Source organism: Vagococcus luciliae, from assembly GCF_024637875.1.
Taxonomy (GTDB): domain Bacteria; phylum Bacillota; class Bacilli; order Lactobacillales; family Vagococcaceae; genus Vagococcus; species Vagococcus luciliae.
The window spans coordinates 2,058,352-2,074,589 of record NZ_CP102451.1 but is presented as its reverse complement, the minus strand read 5'-3'; the positions used below and the strand labels follow the sequence as shown (position 1 = coordinate 2,074,589).

At 34.4% G+C, this 16,238-nt stretch carries 13 protein-coding genes; all 13 read left to right on the top strand.

Features of this window, described 5'->3' with window-relative positions:
- The first annotated feature begins 57 nt into the window (after nucleotides 1–57).
- The 13 genes from G314FT_RS10110 to purH all read left to right on the top strand — a co-directional run bounded on the left by G314FT_RS10110 (nucleotide 58) and on the right by purH (nucleotide 16,233).
- Complete coding sequence (locus tag G314FT_RS10110; protein WP_257701267.1) at nucleotides 58–3,060, top strand: ATP-binding protein; 3,003 nt, start codon at nucleotides 58–60, stop codon at nucleotides 3,058–3,060.
- Nucleotides 3,061–3,188: 128 nt separating this feature from the next.
- The gene (locus G314FT_RS10105) at nucleotides 3,189–4,595 is read left to right on the top strand and encodes a gluconokinase (RefSeq protein WP_257701265.1); all 1,407 of its coding nucleotides are present in this window, start codon (nucleotides 3,189–3,191) and stop codon (nucleotides 4,593–4,595) included.
- Nucleotides 4,596–4,668: 73 nt separating this feature from the next.
- Nucleotides 4,669–5,154, top strand: coding sequence for a 5-(carboxyamino)imidazole ribonucleotide mutase (purE, locus tag G314FT_RS10100; RefSeq protein ID WP_423837510.1), 486 nt, complete (start codon nucleotides 4,669–4,671; stop codon nucleotides 5,152–5,154).
- On the top strand, nucleotides 5,138–6,268 hold the full coding sequence (gene purK, locus G314FT_RS10095) for a 5-(carboxyamino)imidazole ribonucleotide synthase (RefSeq protein ID WP_257702564.1): 1,131 nt from the start codon (nucleotides 5,138–5,140) through the stop codon (nucleotides 6,266–6,268). The genes purE and purK overlap by 17 nt, the downstream gene beginning before the upstream one ends.
- Before the next feature lie 14 nt (nucleotides 6,269–6,282).
- On the top strand, nucleotides 6,283–7,578 hold the full coding sequence (purB, locus tag G314FT_RS10090) for an adenylosuccinate lyase (protein ID WP_257701263.1): 1,296 nt from the start codon (nucleotides 6,283–6,285) through the stop codon (nucleotides 7,576–7,578).
- 217 nt (nucleotides 7,579–7,795) lie between these two features.
- Nucleotides 7,796–8,509 carry a phosphoribosylaminoimidazolesuccinocarboxamide synthase gene (purC, locus tag G314FT_RS10085; protein ID WP_257701262.1) on the top strand — a complete coding sequence of 238 codons (714 nt, stop codon included), beginning with the start codon at nucleotides 7,796–7,798 and terminating at the stop codon, nucleotides 8,507–8,509.
- Nucleotides 8,510–8,511: 2 nt separating this feature from the next.
- Entirely contained in the window at nucleotides 8,512–8,763 is a 252-nt protein-coding gene (gene purS / locus G314FT_RS10080; protein ID WP_257701260.1) for a phosphoribosylformylglycinamidine synthase subunit PurS, read from the top strand.
- A 2-nt stretch (nucleotides 8,764–8,765) separates the two neighbouring features.
- Nucleotides 8,766–9,446 (top strand): phosphoribosylformylglycinamidine synthase subunit PurQ, encoded by a 681-nt coding sequence (gene purQ, locus G314FT_RS10075; RefSeq protein WP_257701258.1) that lies wholly within the window; start codon nucleotides 8,766–8,768, stop codon nucleotides 9,444–9,446.
- A gap of 1 nt (nucleotide 9,447) precedes the next feature.
- Nucleotides 9,448–11,670, top strand: coding sequence for a phosphoribosylformylglycinamidine synthase subunit PurL (gene purL, locus G314FT_RS10070; RefSeq protein ID WP_257701256.1), 2,223 nt, complete (start codon nucleotides 9,448–9,450; stop codon nucleotides 11,668–11,670).
- Nucleotides 11,655–13,073, top strand: a complete 1,419-nt coding sequence (gene purF / locus G314FT_RS10065; RefSeq protein ID WP_257701254.1) for an amidophosphoribosyltransferase — start codon at nucleotides 11,655–11,657, stop codon at nucleotides 13,071–13,073. The genes purL and purF overlap by 16 nt, the downstream gene beginning before the upstream one ends.
- 1 nt (nucleotide 13,074) lies before the next feature.
- Nucleotides 13,075–14,121: a phosphoribosylformylglycinamidine cyclo-ligase gene (gene purM / locus G314FT_RS10060; protein ID WP_257701253.1), complete on the top strand. Its 1,047-nt coding sequence runs from the start codon at nucleotides 13,075–13,077 to the stop codon at nucleotides 14,119–14,121.
- The gene (purN, locus tag G314FT_RS10055) at nucleotides 14,118–14,696 is read left to right on the top strand and encodes a phosphoribosylglycinamide formyltransferase (protein ID WP_071457274.1); all 579 of its coding nucleotides are present in this window, start codon (nucleotides 14,118–14,120) and stop codon (nucleotides 14,694–14,696) included. The genes purM and purN overlap by 4 nt, the downstream gene beginning before the upstream one ends.
- Entirely contained in the window at nucleotides 14,689–16,233 is a 1,545-nt protein-coding gene (gene purH / locus G314FT_RS10050; RefSeq protein ID WP_257701250.1) for a bifunctional phosphoribosylaminoimidazolecarboxamide formyltransferase/IMP cyclohydrolase, read from the top strand. The genes purN and purH overlap by 8 nt, the downstream gene beginning before the upstream one ends.
- Nucleotides 16,234–16,238 lie beyond the last annotated feature (5 nt).

Below are 16,238 nucleotides of genomic sequence, written 5' to 3'. Positions count from 1 at the left end.
TGTCTTTTTTTATACAGACAAAGGTAAGAATGATAATAGTAGGGAGCGTTTTAAAGTATGGGGAATTATTTGAATTGTCGATTGTTTGGAACACCAGAAGTCAGTTTGAATGGTGAGATAGTGTTGTTTTCTTTTTCTAAAATTAATGCGATGCTTTATTACTTATTAATCAATAAAACAGTTAGCCGAGATGAATTGTCTGGTTTGTTGTGGCCAGATAAAAGTGATAAAAATGCTAAAAAAAACTTGAGAAATGCTATCTATCAAGCCAATAAAAGTTTAGGAATGGAGCTTATTATTTCTCCTAATAAATCAATATTGATGTTGAATGATTCAATCAATTTAACCAGTGATGTGGAACAATTTACACAAGATTCTGAAACATATTATTACCTTTATAAAGGCGAGTTTTTAAAGGGATTTTATCTAAAAGAATGTGAAGGATTTGACTTTTGGGTTGTTCGTATGAAAAGTTTTTATGAAAAAAAATTTATTGAGACAGTGCATCGACGAATTAAAAAAGACATAGCCGAAGGAATTAATGAACATGTAGAAGAAACCATTGAACAGTTAATGTTTATTGATGAATTTAATGAAATTAATTACCAATATTTAATGACGTTTTATCAACAACAAGGACGAGATAATAAAGTAGTCGATGTGTATCATAAATTATCTAATCTTTTGAAGTCAGAATTAGGGGTGACGCCTAATAAACAGACAAAAGCAATTTATGATGCTTCTCTTGAGAAAATTGTTTCTGAAAATACTACGAAAAATCAACGCTTTTCTTCATTATTTTACGGGCGTTCAGGTGAGTTGCAACAATTATCAGTTAACTTTGCAGCGTTTAAACGACATCACGCTTATCAATCAGTAGTGGTTAGAGGAGAAGCTGGGATAGGGAAAAGTGCCTTAATTAATCGAGCGATTGATAGTGTAGAAGATGAGTTTAAAGTGATTGAAACTCAGTGCTATCAAGCAGAAGAAAAACATTTATTGCGTCCATGGAAAAAAATAATTGATCAGTTGAGCGAAATGATTGAAGAACAAGAATTAATTGACCCCATACTTTGGCAAAAAGTTATTCGAAAAGTTTTTCCCAATTTCACCCAACCTTTTTTAGATGTGATTTCCCATAGTGATACGGAACCTTACAAGGAAAAAATGTTGTCAGATCTGATGATTGAGGCGATTAACAAGTTGTCAGAACAGAAACAATTAGTTTTTTTATTTGACGACATACAGTGGATGGATGAATCGAGTTTAGATTTACTAACAACTGTGATGCTTCATTGTCACACAAATGCGATGTTTTTGATGTCAGCACGAAGCGTTGAGAGATACCCACTTGATAAGTTTATCAATACATTGAAGCAAAGTGGAAAATTAGCTGTTATTAATTTGGAGCCATTTTCTTATGAAGAAACAGATGGATTTATTCGGAAAAAATTACCTGATGTTGATGTGACCACTACGATTGTTGACAATGTTTATCAACATACAGAGGGAAATTTATTCTTTTTAATCGAATATGTCTCTCTATTAAAAAGTAACACGAATTTGAATACGATGACTGTTAAGATGAAAGATGCTTTACGCAACCGTTTCTTATATTTATCAGAAGAAGAGCAAGAATTAGTATCTATTATCTCTTATTTTTATGATTATGCCTTAATTGATAGTTTGGTTTTTTTAACAGATAAATCAAGCTATGATATTGTGGCAATGATTGAACGACTGGTCTCTAAAAATATTTTGGTAGAAAAAGTGGTTCGTGATAAGATTGCGACAAGTTTTACTCATGTGAAGTTAAGAGAATTTGTTTATATGACACAATCGTTGGCAAAAAAAAGAGTCTTACATCACCGTATTGCAGAATTTCTAGAATCACAATTAAAACCTGGTGGTAATGATATATTGCAATATGATACGATTGCTTATCACTATAAACATGGGAAAGATGAATTAAAAGGATTAAAGTATCGTCTTAAATATTTTGAAGGGTATTTAGGCTTTTATCATGAGCTATTTCCAGTAGAAGGACAGTATGGTGTTGATCCATTTAGTTTTAACAAAGAGTGGGCAACCGAACAATTTGAAAAAATTAATCAGCGTTTATCTCAATTAAGTCAAGAAGAAAAACAGACTGATTTATACAATTTGTTGCAGTTACAATACTTATATCTTGAAGGGCGATTTTTAATTAAATATGGTGAGTATGATAGAGGAGTATCCAACATCCAAAGTGTGTTACATCGAGCAAAAGAGTTGAATGAGCAAGCGTATTTATTAAACGGCTATAAGCAAATGATTTATTATTATATTCAAATAAATGAGCCAAAAGAGATGATTTATTATATCGAGCTTGCACTAGATTTATCCATTAGAGAAAACAATCATCAATCAATTGGTATTTTACTTAGGTTAAAAGGACTGTACCATATGATGAGTGGCAATAATACGGTTGCCGAAAAATTATTGCAAGAGTCCATTAACACGTTTATGCTAACAGAAGAGATTAGCAAAAAATATTCAGTAAGCATCGCGGCAGCTTACAACTACTTGGGAGAAATCCGAATGAACTCAGGTGAGTATAAAGAAGCGGTTGAGATGTTTGAAAAAGCCATTTGCTTATGTCAAAGCAATAAAGCTCTCTCTAGTTTAACAATATTTTATATTAATGAGGGAGTTGCTTTGTTTGCGCTAGAAAATTATGATGAAGCAGAAATTTATTTCTTAAAAGCAGAGGAAATTTTTTCAAGTTTAAATTTCTATTGGAAACGTGCAAAACTTGATGCTTACTTGTCTATTTTATATGCACAAAAAAATCACGTTCAAAAGGCACAATTTTATCTGACTCAAGGAGAAAAACATGCTAAACACATGGGAAATTGCCGAGATATTGGGATGATAGAGTATGCTAAATATATGAACTATCATCAGTATCATCATGATGATTTGGAAGATGTTTTGTCGATTGAAGAAATTTGTAGTTATTTAAATGTTTATCAAGATGCTTATGAAATCAATCAATTAAAGACTATAAATTATTATTAATGAATCAACCTATTTTTTGAATGGAAGTCAAAAAATAGGTTTTTTTATTTTATCATTTAAGAAACTTAGTGAAAGTGAGAAAATGATGTTAAAATAAAAGCATAACGAAAAAGAAGGGTGGATATATCATGTATCCTTTAGCTATTGATGTTGGAACAACAAATATAAAATTACAAATTTTTGAAAAAGATATTATTATTGAGCAATTATGCTTACCTATAGAGACTTATACAGGTAGAGGAAATAAAGTATACCAAAGTCCAGTACATATTTATCGTCAAATTGTAAGAGGTGTACGCTCGTTGACGCAAAAAGGGTATCAAATAGATTCGCTTGTGTTAACAACAGCGATGCATGGAATCATGCCAATTGTTGAGGGAAAAGATGAGGAGATGTATATTTGGTTAGATACTCAGAGTAAACCATTTATTGACGACATAAAATTAGAAAAAGACTATTTAAAATATTATAGAAAAACTGGAACGCCAATTCATGAAATGTCTCCCTTTGCTAAAATTGGACATTTTCAAAAAGAAAAATGGTTTAAAGATGTCACTCGTTGGGTAGGAATGAAAGACTACTTAATGGAGCAATTAACAGGGGAGTTTGTGGTGGATTATTCCATTGCTTCAGCAACAGGATTATTTAATATTCATGAAAAAAAATGGGATAAAGAGATACTACAAAAAGTAGGGATTGGGGTATCCTTATTAGCATCACTTGTGGATACTAATTATTCAGCCCCTCTTTTAGAAAAAATTGCAGACGACATGTTTTTAACACCTAATATACCCGTTTACATTGGAGCAAGTGATGGTTGCTTAGCTAGTTACGCTAGTTATGTTGCTAATGGCACATTAAATACTATTACGATAGGAACTAGTGGAGCAGTTAGAAAATTATCTAAAAAAATTGAATTAGATGAAACTGGCCAAACATTTTGTTATTACTTAAATGATACTTATTGGGTTGTTGGTGGAGCAACTAATAATGGTGGTCAAATTATGTCCTGGGCGGAAGAAGTATTTTTTAACGGAGAATCCATTTATCAAAACTTAAATGATGCTTTAGAAAAAGCTCCAGTCGGAAGTGATGGCTTATTATTTTTCCCATACTTAACTGGTGAAAGAGCACCAATCTGGCAAGCAACACCACAAGGTCAATATATAGGATTAAGTCTTAAACACACAAAATATCATTTAGTAAGAAGCTTAGTTGAGGGAATATTATATAATTTACGTTATATCAGTGAACTTGTTGAATTAGAACCAAGAGAAATTACAATTAATGGTGGATTCTTCTCGAATGAACTATTGTCTATGATGACAGCCGATATATTTGGTCAAAACATAGTCCAATCAATCTATAATGAGCCTAATTTTGGTGCAGTGAGTTTGATAAATCCAGTAAAAACACATTTATTATCAGATCATCGACGTACGTTTTATACAGAAGATAATCATCAGCTGTATACCAAGAGCTATGAATTATTCAAAAAAGAGTTAAACACGAACTTTATTAAAAAAAACAATTAAAATCTACGTATAATTTTGACAGTAGAAATATCACTTGTTACAATGATAAAAAAGAGAGAAATGGAGAATCATTATGAGTGATGTTGCTGTTATAATGGGTAGTATATCTGATTGGAAAACGATGAAGGAAGCATGTGACGTATTAGATGATTTTGGTATATCTTTTGATAAAAAAATTGTATCTGCTCATCGTACTCCTGAATTAATGTTCGCTTTTTCTAAAGAAGCTGAGAAAAAAGGCTACAAGGTTATTATTGCTGGAGCAGGTGGTGCAGCGCATTTGCCTGGTATGGTGGCAGCTTTAACAACCTTGCCAGTTATTGGTGTACCAGTAGAGTCAAGAACACTAAAAGGCATGGACTCATTGTTGTCTATTGTTCAAATGCCGGGTGGTATACCAGTAGCAACGACAGCTATTGGTAAGTCAGGTGCTAAAAACGCAGGGCTTTTAGCAACACAGATATTAGGTATCAGTAATGACGTTGTACGAAAAAAAATTCACACTTACCGAGAATCATTGGAAAAAAACGTTTTAGAAAGTGGTGAACAGTTTGACTAATGTGATTATTCCTTCAAAAACAATTGGAATTATTGGTGGTGGACAACTAGGACAAATGATGGCTCAAAGTGCTAAAGAAAAAGGTTTTGTTGTTGGAATATTAGATCCGAGTGAAGATTGCCCAGCAGCTCAAGTAAGTGACTGGCATATTGTGGCTGAGTATGATGATGAGGCTGCAGTTAACACTTTAGCCAGTCAGTCAGACGTGTTAACGTATGAGTTTGAAAATGTTAATGCTACCGTACTTGAACCGTATGAACAACAAGGTAAATTACCTCAAGGAACGGAATTATTAAAAATATCTCAAAATAGACAATTAGAAAAAGAATTTTTAGTAAAACATGACATACCTGTTGCGCCATTTAACATTGTTTCTTCTTTTGATGAGTTAAAAGAAGCTTGTAAGAAAATTGGTTTTCCAAGTGTATTAAAAACAATTGTTGGTGGGTATGATGGAAAAGGTCAGGTTGTTTTAAAGTCGGAATCAGATATGGATAAGTGTCGTGATTTATTGGATCAAGCGATATGTATTTTAGAAAAATGGGTGTCTTTTGAGAAAGAAGTATCAGTGATTATTTCTAATAATTTAGCTGGAGAAGTCAGTGTGTTTCCTTTGGCAGAAAATAAACATGTCAATAATATTTTGTTTACTAGTATCGCTCCTGCTAGAGTAAGCCAAGTGTGTGAAAAAAAGGCGGTTGGCTTAGCTAAACGAATTAGTCAGGAATTAAGGGCGTGTGGAACAATTGCTATTGAAATGTTTGTCACAGATGGAGAAGAAATACTCGTGAACGAGATAGCCCCTCGACCTCATAATTCAGGTCATTACACAATTGAGTCTTGTTCCATTAGTCAATTTGATGCTCATATTTTAGGGATTTGTCAGTGGGCGATGCCAACTGTTGAATTACTTTCTCCAGCAATCATGGTGAATCTTATAGGAGATGAACAAACAAAAGCGATTGCTCAAGTGAGTGAAAAAGGTTATTGGCATTTTCATTTTTATGGAAAAAAAGTTGAAAAACCAGGTAGAAAAATGGGACACATTACGATATTATCAAATAGTGTGTCAGAGACACTTGAAGATATTCATCGTCAGGATATTTGGAAATAAGAAAGGATAGGGCAATGATAGAACGTTATACTCGCGAAGAAATGGGAAACATATGGTCAGATGAAAATCGTTATGCTGCATGGTTAGAAGTGGAAATATTAGCTTCTGAAGCATGGGCTAGTTTGGGAGAAATTCCTGTAGAAGATACAAAATTAATTAGAGAAAAGGCAACATTTGATATTGATCGCATTCTTGAAATCGAACAAGAAACACGTCATGATGTGGTTGCTTTTACACGTGCTGTATCTGAAAGTTTAGGTCAAGAAAGAAAATGGGTACATTATGGCTTAACCAGTACAGATGTTGTAGATACTGCATACGGTTATTTAATGAAGCAAGCAAACGATATTTTACGAAAAGACTTAAATAATTTTTTACAAGTTATCAAAGAAAAAGCATTAGAACATAAATACACTGTTATGATGGGAAGAACGCATGGTGTTCATGCAGAACCAACAACATTTGGTCTTAAATTGGCATTATGGTATTCAGAGATGAAACGTAATATCGAGCGTTTTGATCATGCAGCTCGTGGTGTTGAAGCTGGTAAAATTTCAGGTGCTGTAGGGACGTTTGCCAATACACCACCTGAAGTAGAAGCGTTTGTTTGTGAAAAGTTAGGGATTAGAGCACAAGAGATTTCAACACAAGTTTTACCACGTGATTTACATGCAGAATATATTGCGACTATCGCCTTAATTGCAACAAGTATCGAAAAATTTGCAACAGAAATTAGAGGATTACAAAAATCTGAAACACGCGAAGTAGAAGAATTTTTTGCAAAAGGTCAAAAAGGCTCCTCTGCAATGCCGCACAAACGTAATCCAATCGGCTCTGAAAATATGACAGGGTTAGCACGTGTACTAAGAGGTCATGTTGTCACAGCTTATGAAGATGTGTCTTTATGGCATGAAAGGGATATTTCTCATTCTTCAGCAGAACGTATTATTATTCCTGATTCAACTATTTTACTAGATTATATGTTACAACGATTTACTAATATTGTTAAGAATTTAACAGTATTCCCAGAAAATATGAAACGTAATATGGGAGCAACCTTTGGATTAATTTATAGTCAACGTGTTTTATTAAAATTAATTGATAAAGGAATGTCTCGCGAGGAAGCGTATGATTTAGTTCAACCTAAAACAGCTATTGCATGGGATGAACAAACAGATTTTAGACCGCTTCTTGAGTCAGATGAAAAAATTATGTCAGTATTATCTAGTGATGATTTAGATGATGCCTTTGATTATAATTACCATTTAAAACATGTGGGTGATTTATTCAATCGTGTTGGATTATCATAAAACATGAAAAAGTTCGTGAAATTAATTTTCACGAGCTTTTTTTTATTTCTTAAAATATAAAAACTATTAAAAAGCGAACATTAGAAAGTTTTAATCGTTTAAATGTTAATAAAAAATTGACGTCAAAAAAAACTCTTGTTACTATATATTTAATAAGTGAATGATATTATGTTTTTTATATTTTAATGTTCTTTAATAAGAAAGGAAGAGTTTTTAAATGTCAGAAGTTTTATACTTAGGTAAGGCTAAAAGCGTACATTCTACGGATAAGTTAGATGAGTTGAGATTAGTCTATTTGGATCAAGCGACAGCATTAAATGGGAAAAAGAAAGATGAAATCTTAGGTAAAGGTCAATTGAATAACGAAATTAGCTCTAAAATATTTAGTTATTTAACTGAACAAGGTATTAACAATCACTGGATTAAACAATTAAGTGATACTGAACAACTGGTTAAATCTGTAACGATTATACCTTTAGAAGTTGTTGTCAGAAATATTTCAGCTGGAAGTTTTTCAAAACGATTTGGTATTAAAGAGGGACTAAAATTACCAACACCGATTCTGGAATTTTACTATAAAGATGATGCGTTAGATGACCCTTTTATAAATGAAGACCATATTGATTATTTAAAAATTGCTTCAAAAGAAGACATAGCATTGATTAAAGAGCAAGCATTGAAAATAAATAACATCTTAATTGACCTGTTTTCGTCTATTGGTTTGACGTTAGTCGATTTTAAATTAGAGTTTGGACGAGATAGTAGTGGACAAATCATTTTAGCAGATGAAGTGACACCAGATACTTGTCGCTTATGGGATAAAGAAACATTAGCGTCATTAGATAAAGATGTTTATCGTAAGGATACAGGAGATTTGGTGAGTGTTTATAAAGAAGTGGCCAAAAGATTAAATGAAATAAAAGGAGAATAACCATGTTTAAAGTAAGAGTATACGTCAATTACAAAGCATCCATTTTAGATCCCCAAGCTGCGGTGATTGAAGGAGCAATCAAACGTTTAGATGAAGAAGGAGTGTCAGACATTCGAGTGGGGAAAGTATTTGATTTCTTCATCCAAGCCCAAAGCAAAGAAGAAGCAAAAGAAAAAGTTGATTATATTAGTGATAATTTACTAGCCAACCCAAATATGGAGACATATGACTTTACTGTTACGGAGGTTAACTAATCATGGCAAAATTTGGTGTAGTTGTTTTCCCTGGTTCAAATGGTGATCAAGATTTGTTGTTAGCTATTCAAGATGTAATTGGGGAAGAAGCAGAATATGTTTCTCACAGAGCAGCTGATTTGTCAGAATATGATGTCATGTTATTACCAGGTGGTTTCTCTTATGGTGATTACTTAAGGTGTGGAGCTATCGCTAAATCAAGTCCTGTGATGGAAGCAGTTAAACAATTTGCCAGTGAAGGGAAACCAGTTTTCGGTACGTGTAATGGATTCCAAATATTAACAGAGACAGGCCTTTTACCAGGTGTTTTGTTAAACAATACATCACTAAAATTCATTTGTGGTATGCAACCATTAAAAGTGCAGAATAACCAAACGATGTTCACAAATGAATATGAACAGGATGAAATCATCACCTTGCCAATTGCTCATGGTGAAGGAAATTACTACTGTGATGAAGAAACATTAAAAGAATTAAAAGAGAATAATCAAATCATTTTTACTTATGACCAAACAAATCCAAATGGCAGTGTGGAAGACATTGCAGGGATTACAAATAAAGAAGGCAATGTGATTGGGTTGATGCCCCATCCAGAACGTGCAATGGAAGATTTACTTGGAAGTTCTGATGGAAAAAAATTATTTCAATCAATCGTAAATCATTTAAGAAAGGTGACAGCATAACATGGTAAAAGCACAAACAATGACTCCAGAAGAAGTAAAAGAATCTAAGATTTATCAAGAATGGGGTTTGAAAGATTCTGAGTATGAGTACATAGCTGATTCAATTTTAGGTCGTTTACCCAACTACACAGAAACAGGTTTGTTTGCTGTCATGTGGAGTGAGCATTGTTCTTACAAAAATAGTAAACCTGTGTTAAAACATTTTCCAACATCAAATCAACATGTTTTACAAGGTCCAGGTGAAGGTGCTGGGATTGTAGATATTGGAGATGGACTAGCAGTAGTGTTTAAAGCAGAAAGTCACAATCATCCATCAGCGGTTGAGCCTTATGAAGGAGCAGCTACAGGAGTTGGTGGAATTATTCGTGATATTTTTAGTATGGGTGCTAGACCAATTGCAATGTTAAATTCTTTACGTTTTGGTGAGATAGAAACGAATCGGACAAAATATTTAATCGAAAAAGTAGTCGCAGGAATTAGTGGTTATGGCAATAGTATTGGGATTCCAACAGTTGGTGGTGAGATTGCATTTGACGCATGTTATGAAGGCAATCCATTAGTGAATGCTATGTGTGTTGGTTTAATTAGACATGAAGACATCCAAAAAGGACAAGCAAAAGGCATTGGCAATCCAATTATGTACGTGGGGGCCAAAACAGGACGAGACGGGATTCATGGTGCCACGTTTGCCTCAGTAGAATTTGTAGAGGGAGAAGAACAACAACGTTCTGCTGTACAAGTAGGTGATCCATTCATGGAAAAAGGGTTGATGGAAGCCTGTCTTGATTTGATTTTAAATCATTCAGATTGTTTAGTTGGAATTCAAGATATGGGAGCTGCTGGGTTGGTGTCTTCTAGTTCAGAGATGGCATCAAAAGCTGGGTCAGGCTTAGAACTCTATTTAGATGATGTACCTCAGCGTGAAACAGAGATGACACCTTATGAAATGATGTTATCTGAATCACAAGAAAGAATGTTACTTTGTATCAAAAAAGGAAAAGAACAACAAGTCATCGAACTATTTGAATCTTACGATTTAGATGCTGTGACGATTGGGCATGTAACAGATGATAAGCGATATAAATTATTTTTCCAAGGTGAAAAAGTTGCTGATATTCCGGTTGACTCATTAGCAGAAGATGCCCCGGTGTATCATAATGAACAAGAAAAACCAAAACGCATCATCGAATTTGAAAAACAAGAAGCATATAAACCTGAAATAAAAGACTTTAAACAAACAACGTTATCTCTTTTAGCACAGCCAACGATTGCGTCGAAACAATCATTGTATGAAACCTATGATTCACAAGTACGAACTAATACTGTCGTTGGTCCAGGTAGTGATGCTGCTGTCCTACGTGTGAGAGGAACACAAAAAGCACTTGCCATGACAACCGATTGTAATGCGAGATACTTGTACTTAGATCCAAAAGAAGGCGGAAAAATGGCGGTGAGTGAAGCTGCTAGAAATATTGTGGCAAGTGGGGCAAGACCATTAGCTATTACAGACTGTTTAAACTTTGGCTCACCAGAAAAACCAGAAGGATTCTATGAGTTAGATCAAGCAGCAAGAGGAATTGCTCAAGCGTGTGAAGCATTTGATACGCCAGTTATTTCAGGTAATGTTTCGTTATACAATGAAACGAATAATCAGTCTATTTACCCAACACCTATGATAGGAATGGTTGGTGTAGTTGAGGATTTATCACATGTTACAACTCAAGATTTTAAAGAAGCATCAGACTTAATCTATGTATTAGGTGAAACGAATGCTGATTTTTCAGGTAGTGAAATTCAAAAATTACTAACTGGTAAGATTTCTGGAACCATATCAGCTGTTGATTTAGAAGAAGAAGTTATTATCCAAGCAAAACTATTACAAGCGATTCAATCAGGTTATGTAAAAAGTGCTCATGACTGTGCTGAAGGTGGACTATTAATTAGTGTGATTGAATCAACATTTGGAAATGGACTAGGTGTTGATATTAAGACGAACCTAGCAACAGAATTAGTGTTTGCTGAGACATCAGGACGATTTGTTGTCAGTGTGTCACCTGAAAATAAAGAAGCATTTGAATCTGTTTTAAAGAAAGATGCTACTTTATTAGGTGAAGTGACAAATGATGGTGTGATAAAAGTTAGTACAGCCGATGATTCATTAGAATTACCAGTTGCAAAAGCCAAAGAAGTATGGGAGGAAGCAATACCATGTCTCATGAAATAAAAGGGATTAATGAAGAATGTGGTGTGTTTGGAGTATGGGATCATAAAGATGCCAGTCAAATGACTTATTATGGCTTACATAGTTTACAACATAGAGGACAAGAGGGTGCGGGGATTGTGTCATTAGAAAACAATCGTCTGCATGGTCATCGAGGATTAGGGCTGTTACATGAAGTGTTTGCTAACCCAGATTTATTAGCTAATTTAAAAGGGCATTCTGCTATTGGACACGTTCGTTACGGCACAAGTGGTGAGGGAGATATTATTAATATCCAACCCTTTTTATTTCGTTTTTATGATGGAGATGTAGCATTAGCACATAATGGAAATTTGATTAATGCGAAAACATTACGTAAAGAACTAGAAGAAGATGGGGCTATTTTTCATTCGAATTCCGATACAGAAATCTTGATGCATTTAATTCGTCGTAGCAACAAAGAAACATTTATTGATAAGTTGTCTGAAGCATTAAATACTGTGAAAGGTGGCTTTGCTTATTTATTATTAGCAGATAATGCCATGTATGCAGCGCTTGATCCAAATGCTTTTCGTCCTTTATCTATTGGTCGTATGAATAGTGGTGCTTACGTCGTAACAAGTGAAACGTGTGCTTTAGATACAATTGGGGCAACGTTTGTCAGAGATGTCGAACCTGGTGAAATTATTGAGATTAGCGATAACGGATTAAAAAGCTATCGTTACACTGATGAGACGATGTATTCAATTTGTTCAATGGAGTACATTTACTTTGCACGACCTGATTCAAACATCAAAGGAATTAATGTTCACTCTGCTCGTAAACGCATGGGAAAAACATTAGCTAAAGAACATCCTGTTGAAGCAGATATGGTCATTGGTGTGCCTAATAGTTCTCTTTCAGCGGCTAGTGGGTATGCTGAAGCAAGTTCTATTCCTTATGAAATGGGATTAGTAAAAAACCAATATGTCGCTAGAACGTTTATCCAACCAACACAAGAACTGCGAGAAGAAGGTGTTCGATTAAAACTATCTGCTGTTCGTGGTGTTGTGGAAGGAAAACGTGTGATTTTAGTGGATGATTCAATCGTTCGTGGGACAACCTCAAAACGTATTGTTCGTTTGTTAAAAGAGGCTGGTGCAAAAGAAGTTCATGTTAGAATTTCATCACCTCCATTAGCATATCCATGTTTTTATGGGATTGATATTCAAACAAAAGAAGAGTTGATCGCTGCTAATTATTCAACCGAAAAAATCAGAGAAATCATTGAAGCTGATTCGTTAGAATTTTTAACAGAAGAAGGTTTGATTAATTCTATAGGATTAAAGTTAGATGCCCCTTATAACGGGTTATGTATGGCGTATTTCAATGGTGATTATCCAACACCTTTATATGATTATGAATACAGAGAAAACAAGGAGGACTAGTATGTCAACAGCATATGAAAAATCAGGAGTCAATGTTGAAGCAGGATACGAAGTCGTAGAAAGAATTAAAGCTCACACAAAAAAAACAGAACGTTTAGGAATGATGAGTGCATTAGGTGGATTTGGTGGCTGCTTTGATTTAAGTCAGTATGATGTGAAAGAGCCCGTCCTTGTTTCTGGAACAGATGGTGTGGGAACAAAATTAATGATTGCCATTGAAGCAGACAAACATGACACAATTGGGATTGATTGTGTTGCGATGTGTGCAAACGACATTTTAGCTCAAGGAGCAGAACCCTTATTCTTTTTGGATTATATTGCAACAGGAAAAACCTATCCTGAAAAAATAGAAAAAATTGTTGAAGGTGTTGCTAATGGGTGTGTTGAATCTAAAATGGCCTTAATTGGTGGCGAAACAGCAGAAATGCCTGATATGTATGGTGAAAATGATTACGATTTAGCAGGGTTTGCAGTTGGGTTAGCAGAAAAATCAGAAATAATCGATTCATCGACTATTTCTGAAGGTGATGTATTAATCGGTATTGCATCAAGCGGGATTCATTCAAATGGTTTTTCTTTAGTTAGACAAATTTTATTTAAAGATCATGATTTTTCTTTAGACACAGTTTTGGATGAGTTAAATGGAAAAACTTTAGGTGATGTGTTATTAACGCCAACAAAACTTTACATAAAAAGTGTTTTACCATTAATTAAAATGCAAAAAATTAAAGGCATTGCTCATATTACTGGTGGAGGTTTCTATGAAAATATTCCTAGAATGTTACCAGAGAATATATCAGCCACTATAACAAAAGGCACGTGGCCAGTACTACCTATTTTTGATTGTTTACAAAAACTTGGAAATATCAGCGAAAAAGATATGTTTAGTACATTTAATATGGGAATTGGTATGGTACTAGCAGTTGATAAAAGAGATGCTCAGACAGTTTTAGATTATATCAATGATCATGATGAACTTGCTTATACAATTGGACAAGTTGAACTAGGTGCGACAGGATCTGTTCACATTAAAGGAGAGAGTCGATGAGATTTGCCATTTTTGCTTCAGGAAACGGATCAAATTTTGAAGCAATAGTTAAAGCGAGTCAACAAGGAAATATTGCTGGAACATTGGTCTGTTTATTTTGTGATAAAAAAGATGCCTACGTGATTGAACGAGCAAAAAAGTATGATGTGCCTTATTTTGTGATGGAAAAAAAGGTACATCAGACAAAAGAAGAGTACGAACAAAACATTTTGACGATGCTAGAAAATGAAGAAATAGATCTCATTGTGTTAGCAGGCTATATGAAAATTATCGGCCCAACACTTTTGAATCAATATAAAAAGAAAATCATTAACTTGCATCCATCCTTATTACCAAAATATCCGGGAAATAAAAGCATAAAAGAAGCCTATGAAAGCACTGATGAAAAGACTGGTGTGACGATTCATTTAGTGGATGAAGGTGTGGATACTGGCCCAATTATCTATCAAGAAAGTTTAGCAATTAACCGTGAGCTTTCTTTAGAAGAATTTGAGGAAGAGATGCATCAATTAGAGCATCATGTATTACCAATTATTTTAAATCAATTTATCTTGGAGGAATTTAAGAATGTCTAAAAAGCGTGCACTCATTAGCGTTTATGATAAAACTGGTGTAGCAGATTTTGCAAAAGAGTTAGTTAAGTTAGGGTATGACATTATTTCAACTGGCGGAACAAAACGAATACTTGAATCTGAGGGGATTAAGTGTTTGAGTGTGGAAGAAGTAACGAAGTTTCCAGAGATGCTTGATGGACGAGTCAAAACACTGCATCCATTTATTCATGGTGGATTATTAGCTAGACGAGATAATTCAGAACACATGAACACATTAAAAGAACACCATATAGAGATGATTGATTTAGTGTGTATCAATTTGTACCCATTTAAAGAAACCATTGCTCAACCTAATGTGACACAAAATGAAGCGATTGAACAAATTGATATTGGTGGCCCGAGTATGTTACGAAGTGCCGCGAAAAACTTTGCTAGTGTGACGGTTGTTGTTGATAGTAGTGATTATGAGGTTATTTTAAATGAATTGAGTGAAGCAGGGGACACAACACTTAAAACAAGACAATCATTAGCAGCAAAAGTATTTGCAACCACATCAGACTATGATGCAAGCATCGCTAATTACTTGTCAGAAGAAAATGATGAAAAAGGGTTACCAAACCAATTGTCACTAAACTATACAAAAGTTGATACTTTAAGATACGGTGAAAACAATCATCAAAAAGCGTATTTCTACCAATCAGATGATAATCAATCAGAAATCGGAATAGGAACAGCAAAACAATTACATGGGAAAGAATTATCTTATAACAACTATAAAGATGCTAATGCAGCGATACATTTAGTCAAAGAATTTGATGAACCAACAGTGGTTGCTGTGAAACATATGAATCCATGTGGTGTTGGTTTTGGAAAAACGATACATGAAGCTTACAGCCTAGCTTATGAAAGTGATCCGATTTCGATTTTTGGTGGCGTACTAGCTTTTAATCGTGAAATTGATGCTGATTTGGCTGAAAGTTTAAATCAATTGTTTTTAGAAATTATTATTGCCCCAAGTTTTACAGCTGACGCTTTAGAGATATTAGAGAAAAAGAAAAATCGTCGTTTGCTTCAATTAGACACAACGAAACCAAACCAATCTGAGTGGGAATTAGTCAGTGTCTCAGGTGGTTTACTAGTGCAAGAGTCTGATACTAAAAGTGACGATGAGACAGAATGGACAGTTGTTACGGATACATTACCAACAGTTGAAGACATTGATGCATTGAAAAAAATGTGGTTAGTAGTTAAATCTGTAAAAAGTAATGCGATTGTTGTCGGTAACGCCCGTCATACATTAGGTATTGGTGCTGGACAAATGAATCGTGTCGGGTCAGTAAAATTGGCAGTTGATCAAGCAGGTAATTTAGCAAAAGGAGCTGTTTTAGCTAGTGATGCCTTTTTCCCTATGCCTGACAGTGTTGAATACGCAGCAAAACATGGGATAAAAGCAATTATACATCCAGGGGGCAGTGTGAAAGACCAAGAATCAATTGATGTAGCAAATGAGTATGGTATTGCAATGATTGTCACTGGAACAAGACATTTCAAACATTAAGAGGA

What these genes read in the sequence shown, in the direction of transcription:
- G314FT_RS10110 (WP_257701267.1), top strand. Translation starts at nt 58, where the DNA reads ATGGGGAATTATTTGAATTGTCGATTGTTTGGAACACCAGAAGTCAGT.
- G314FT_RS10105 (WP_257701265.1), top strand. Translation starts at nt 3,189, where the DNA reads ATGTATCCTTTAGCTATTGATGTTGGAACAACAAATATAAAATTACAA.
- purE (WP_423837510.1), top strand. Translation starts at nt 4,669, where the DNA reads ATGAGTGATGTTGCTGTTATAATGGGTAGTATATCTGATTGGAAAACG.
- purB (WP_257701263.1), top strand. Translation starts at nt 6,283, where the DNA reads ATGATAGAACGTTATACTCGCGAAGAAATGGGAAACATATGGTCAGAT.
- purC (WP_257701262.1), top strand. Translation starts at nt 7,796, where the DNA reads ATGTCAGAAGTTTTATACTTAGGTAAGGCTAAAAGCGTACATTCTACG.
- purS (WP_257701260.1), top strand. Translation starts at nt 8,512, where the DNA reads ATGTTTAAAGTAAGAGTATACGTCAATTACAAAGCATCCATTTTAGAT.
- purQ (WP_257701258.1), top strand. Translation starts at nt 8,766, where the DNA reads ATGGCAAAATTTGGTGTAGTTGTTTTCCCTGGTTCAAATGGTGATCAA.
- purL (WP_257701256.1), top strand. Translation starts at nt 9,448, where the DNA reads ATGGTAAAAGCACAAACAATGACTCCAGAAGAAGTAAAAGAATCTAAG.
- purF (WP_257701254.1), top strand. Translation starts at nt 11,655, where the DNA reads ATGTCTCATGAAATAAAAGGGATTAATGAAGAATGTGGTGTGTTTGGA.
- purM (WP_257701253.1), top strand. Translation starts at nt 13,075, where the DNA reads ATGTCAACAGCATATGAAAAATCAGGAGTCAATGTTGAAGCAGGATAC.
- purN (WP_071457274.1), top strand. Translation starts at nt 14,118, where the DNA reads ATGAGATTTGCCATTTTTGCTTCAGGAAACGGATCAAATTTTGAAGCA.
- purH (WP_257701250.1), top strand. Translation starts at nt 14,689, where the DNA reads ATGTCTAAAAAGCGTGCACTCATTAGCGTTTATGATAAAACTGGTGTA.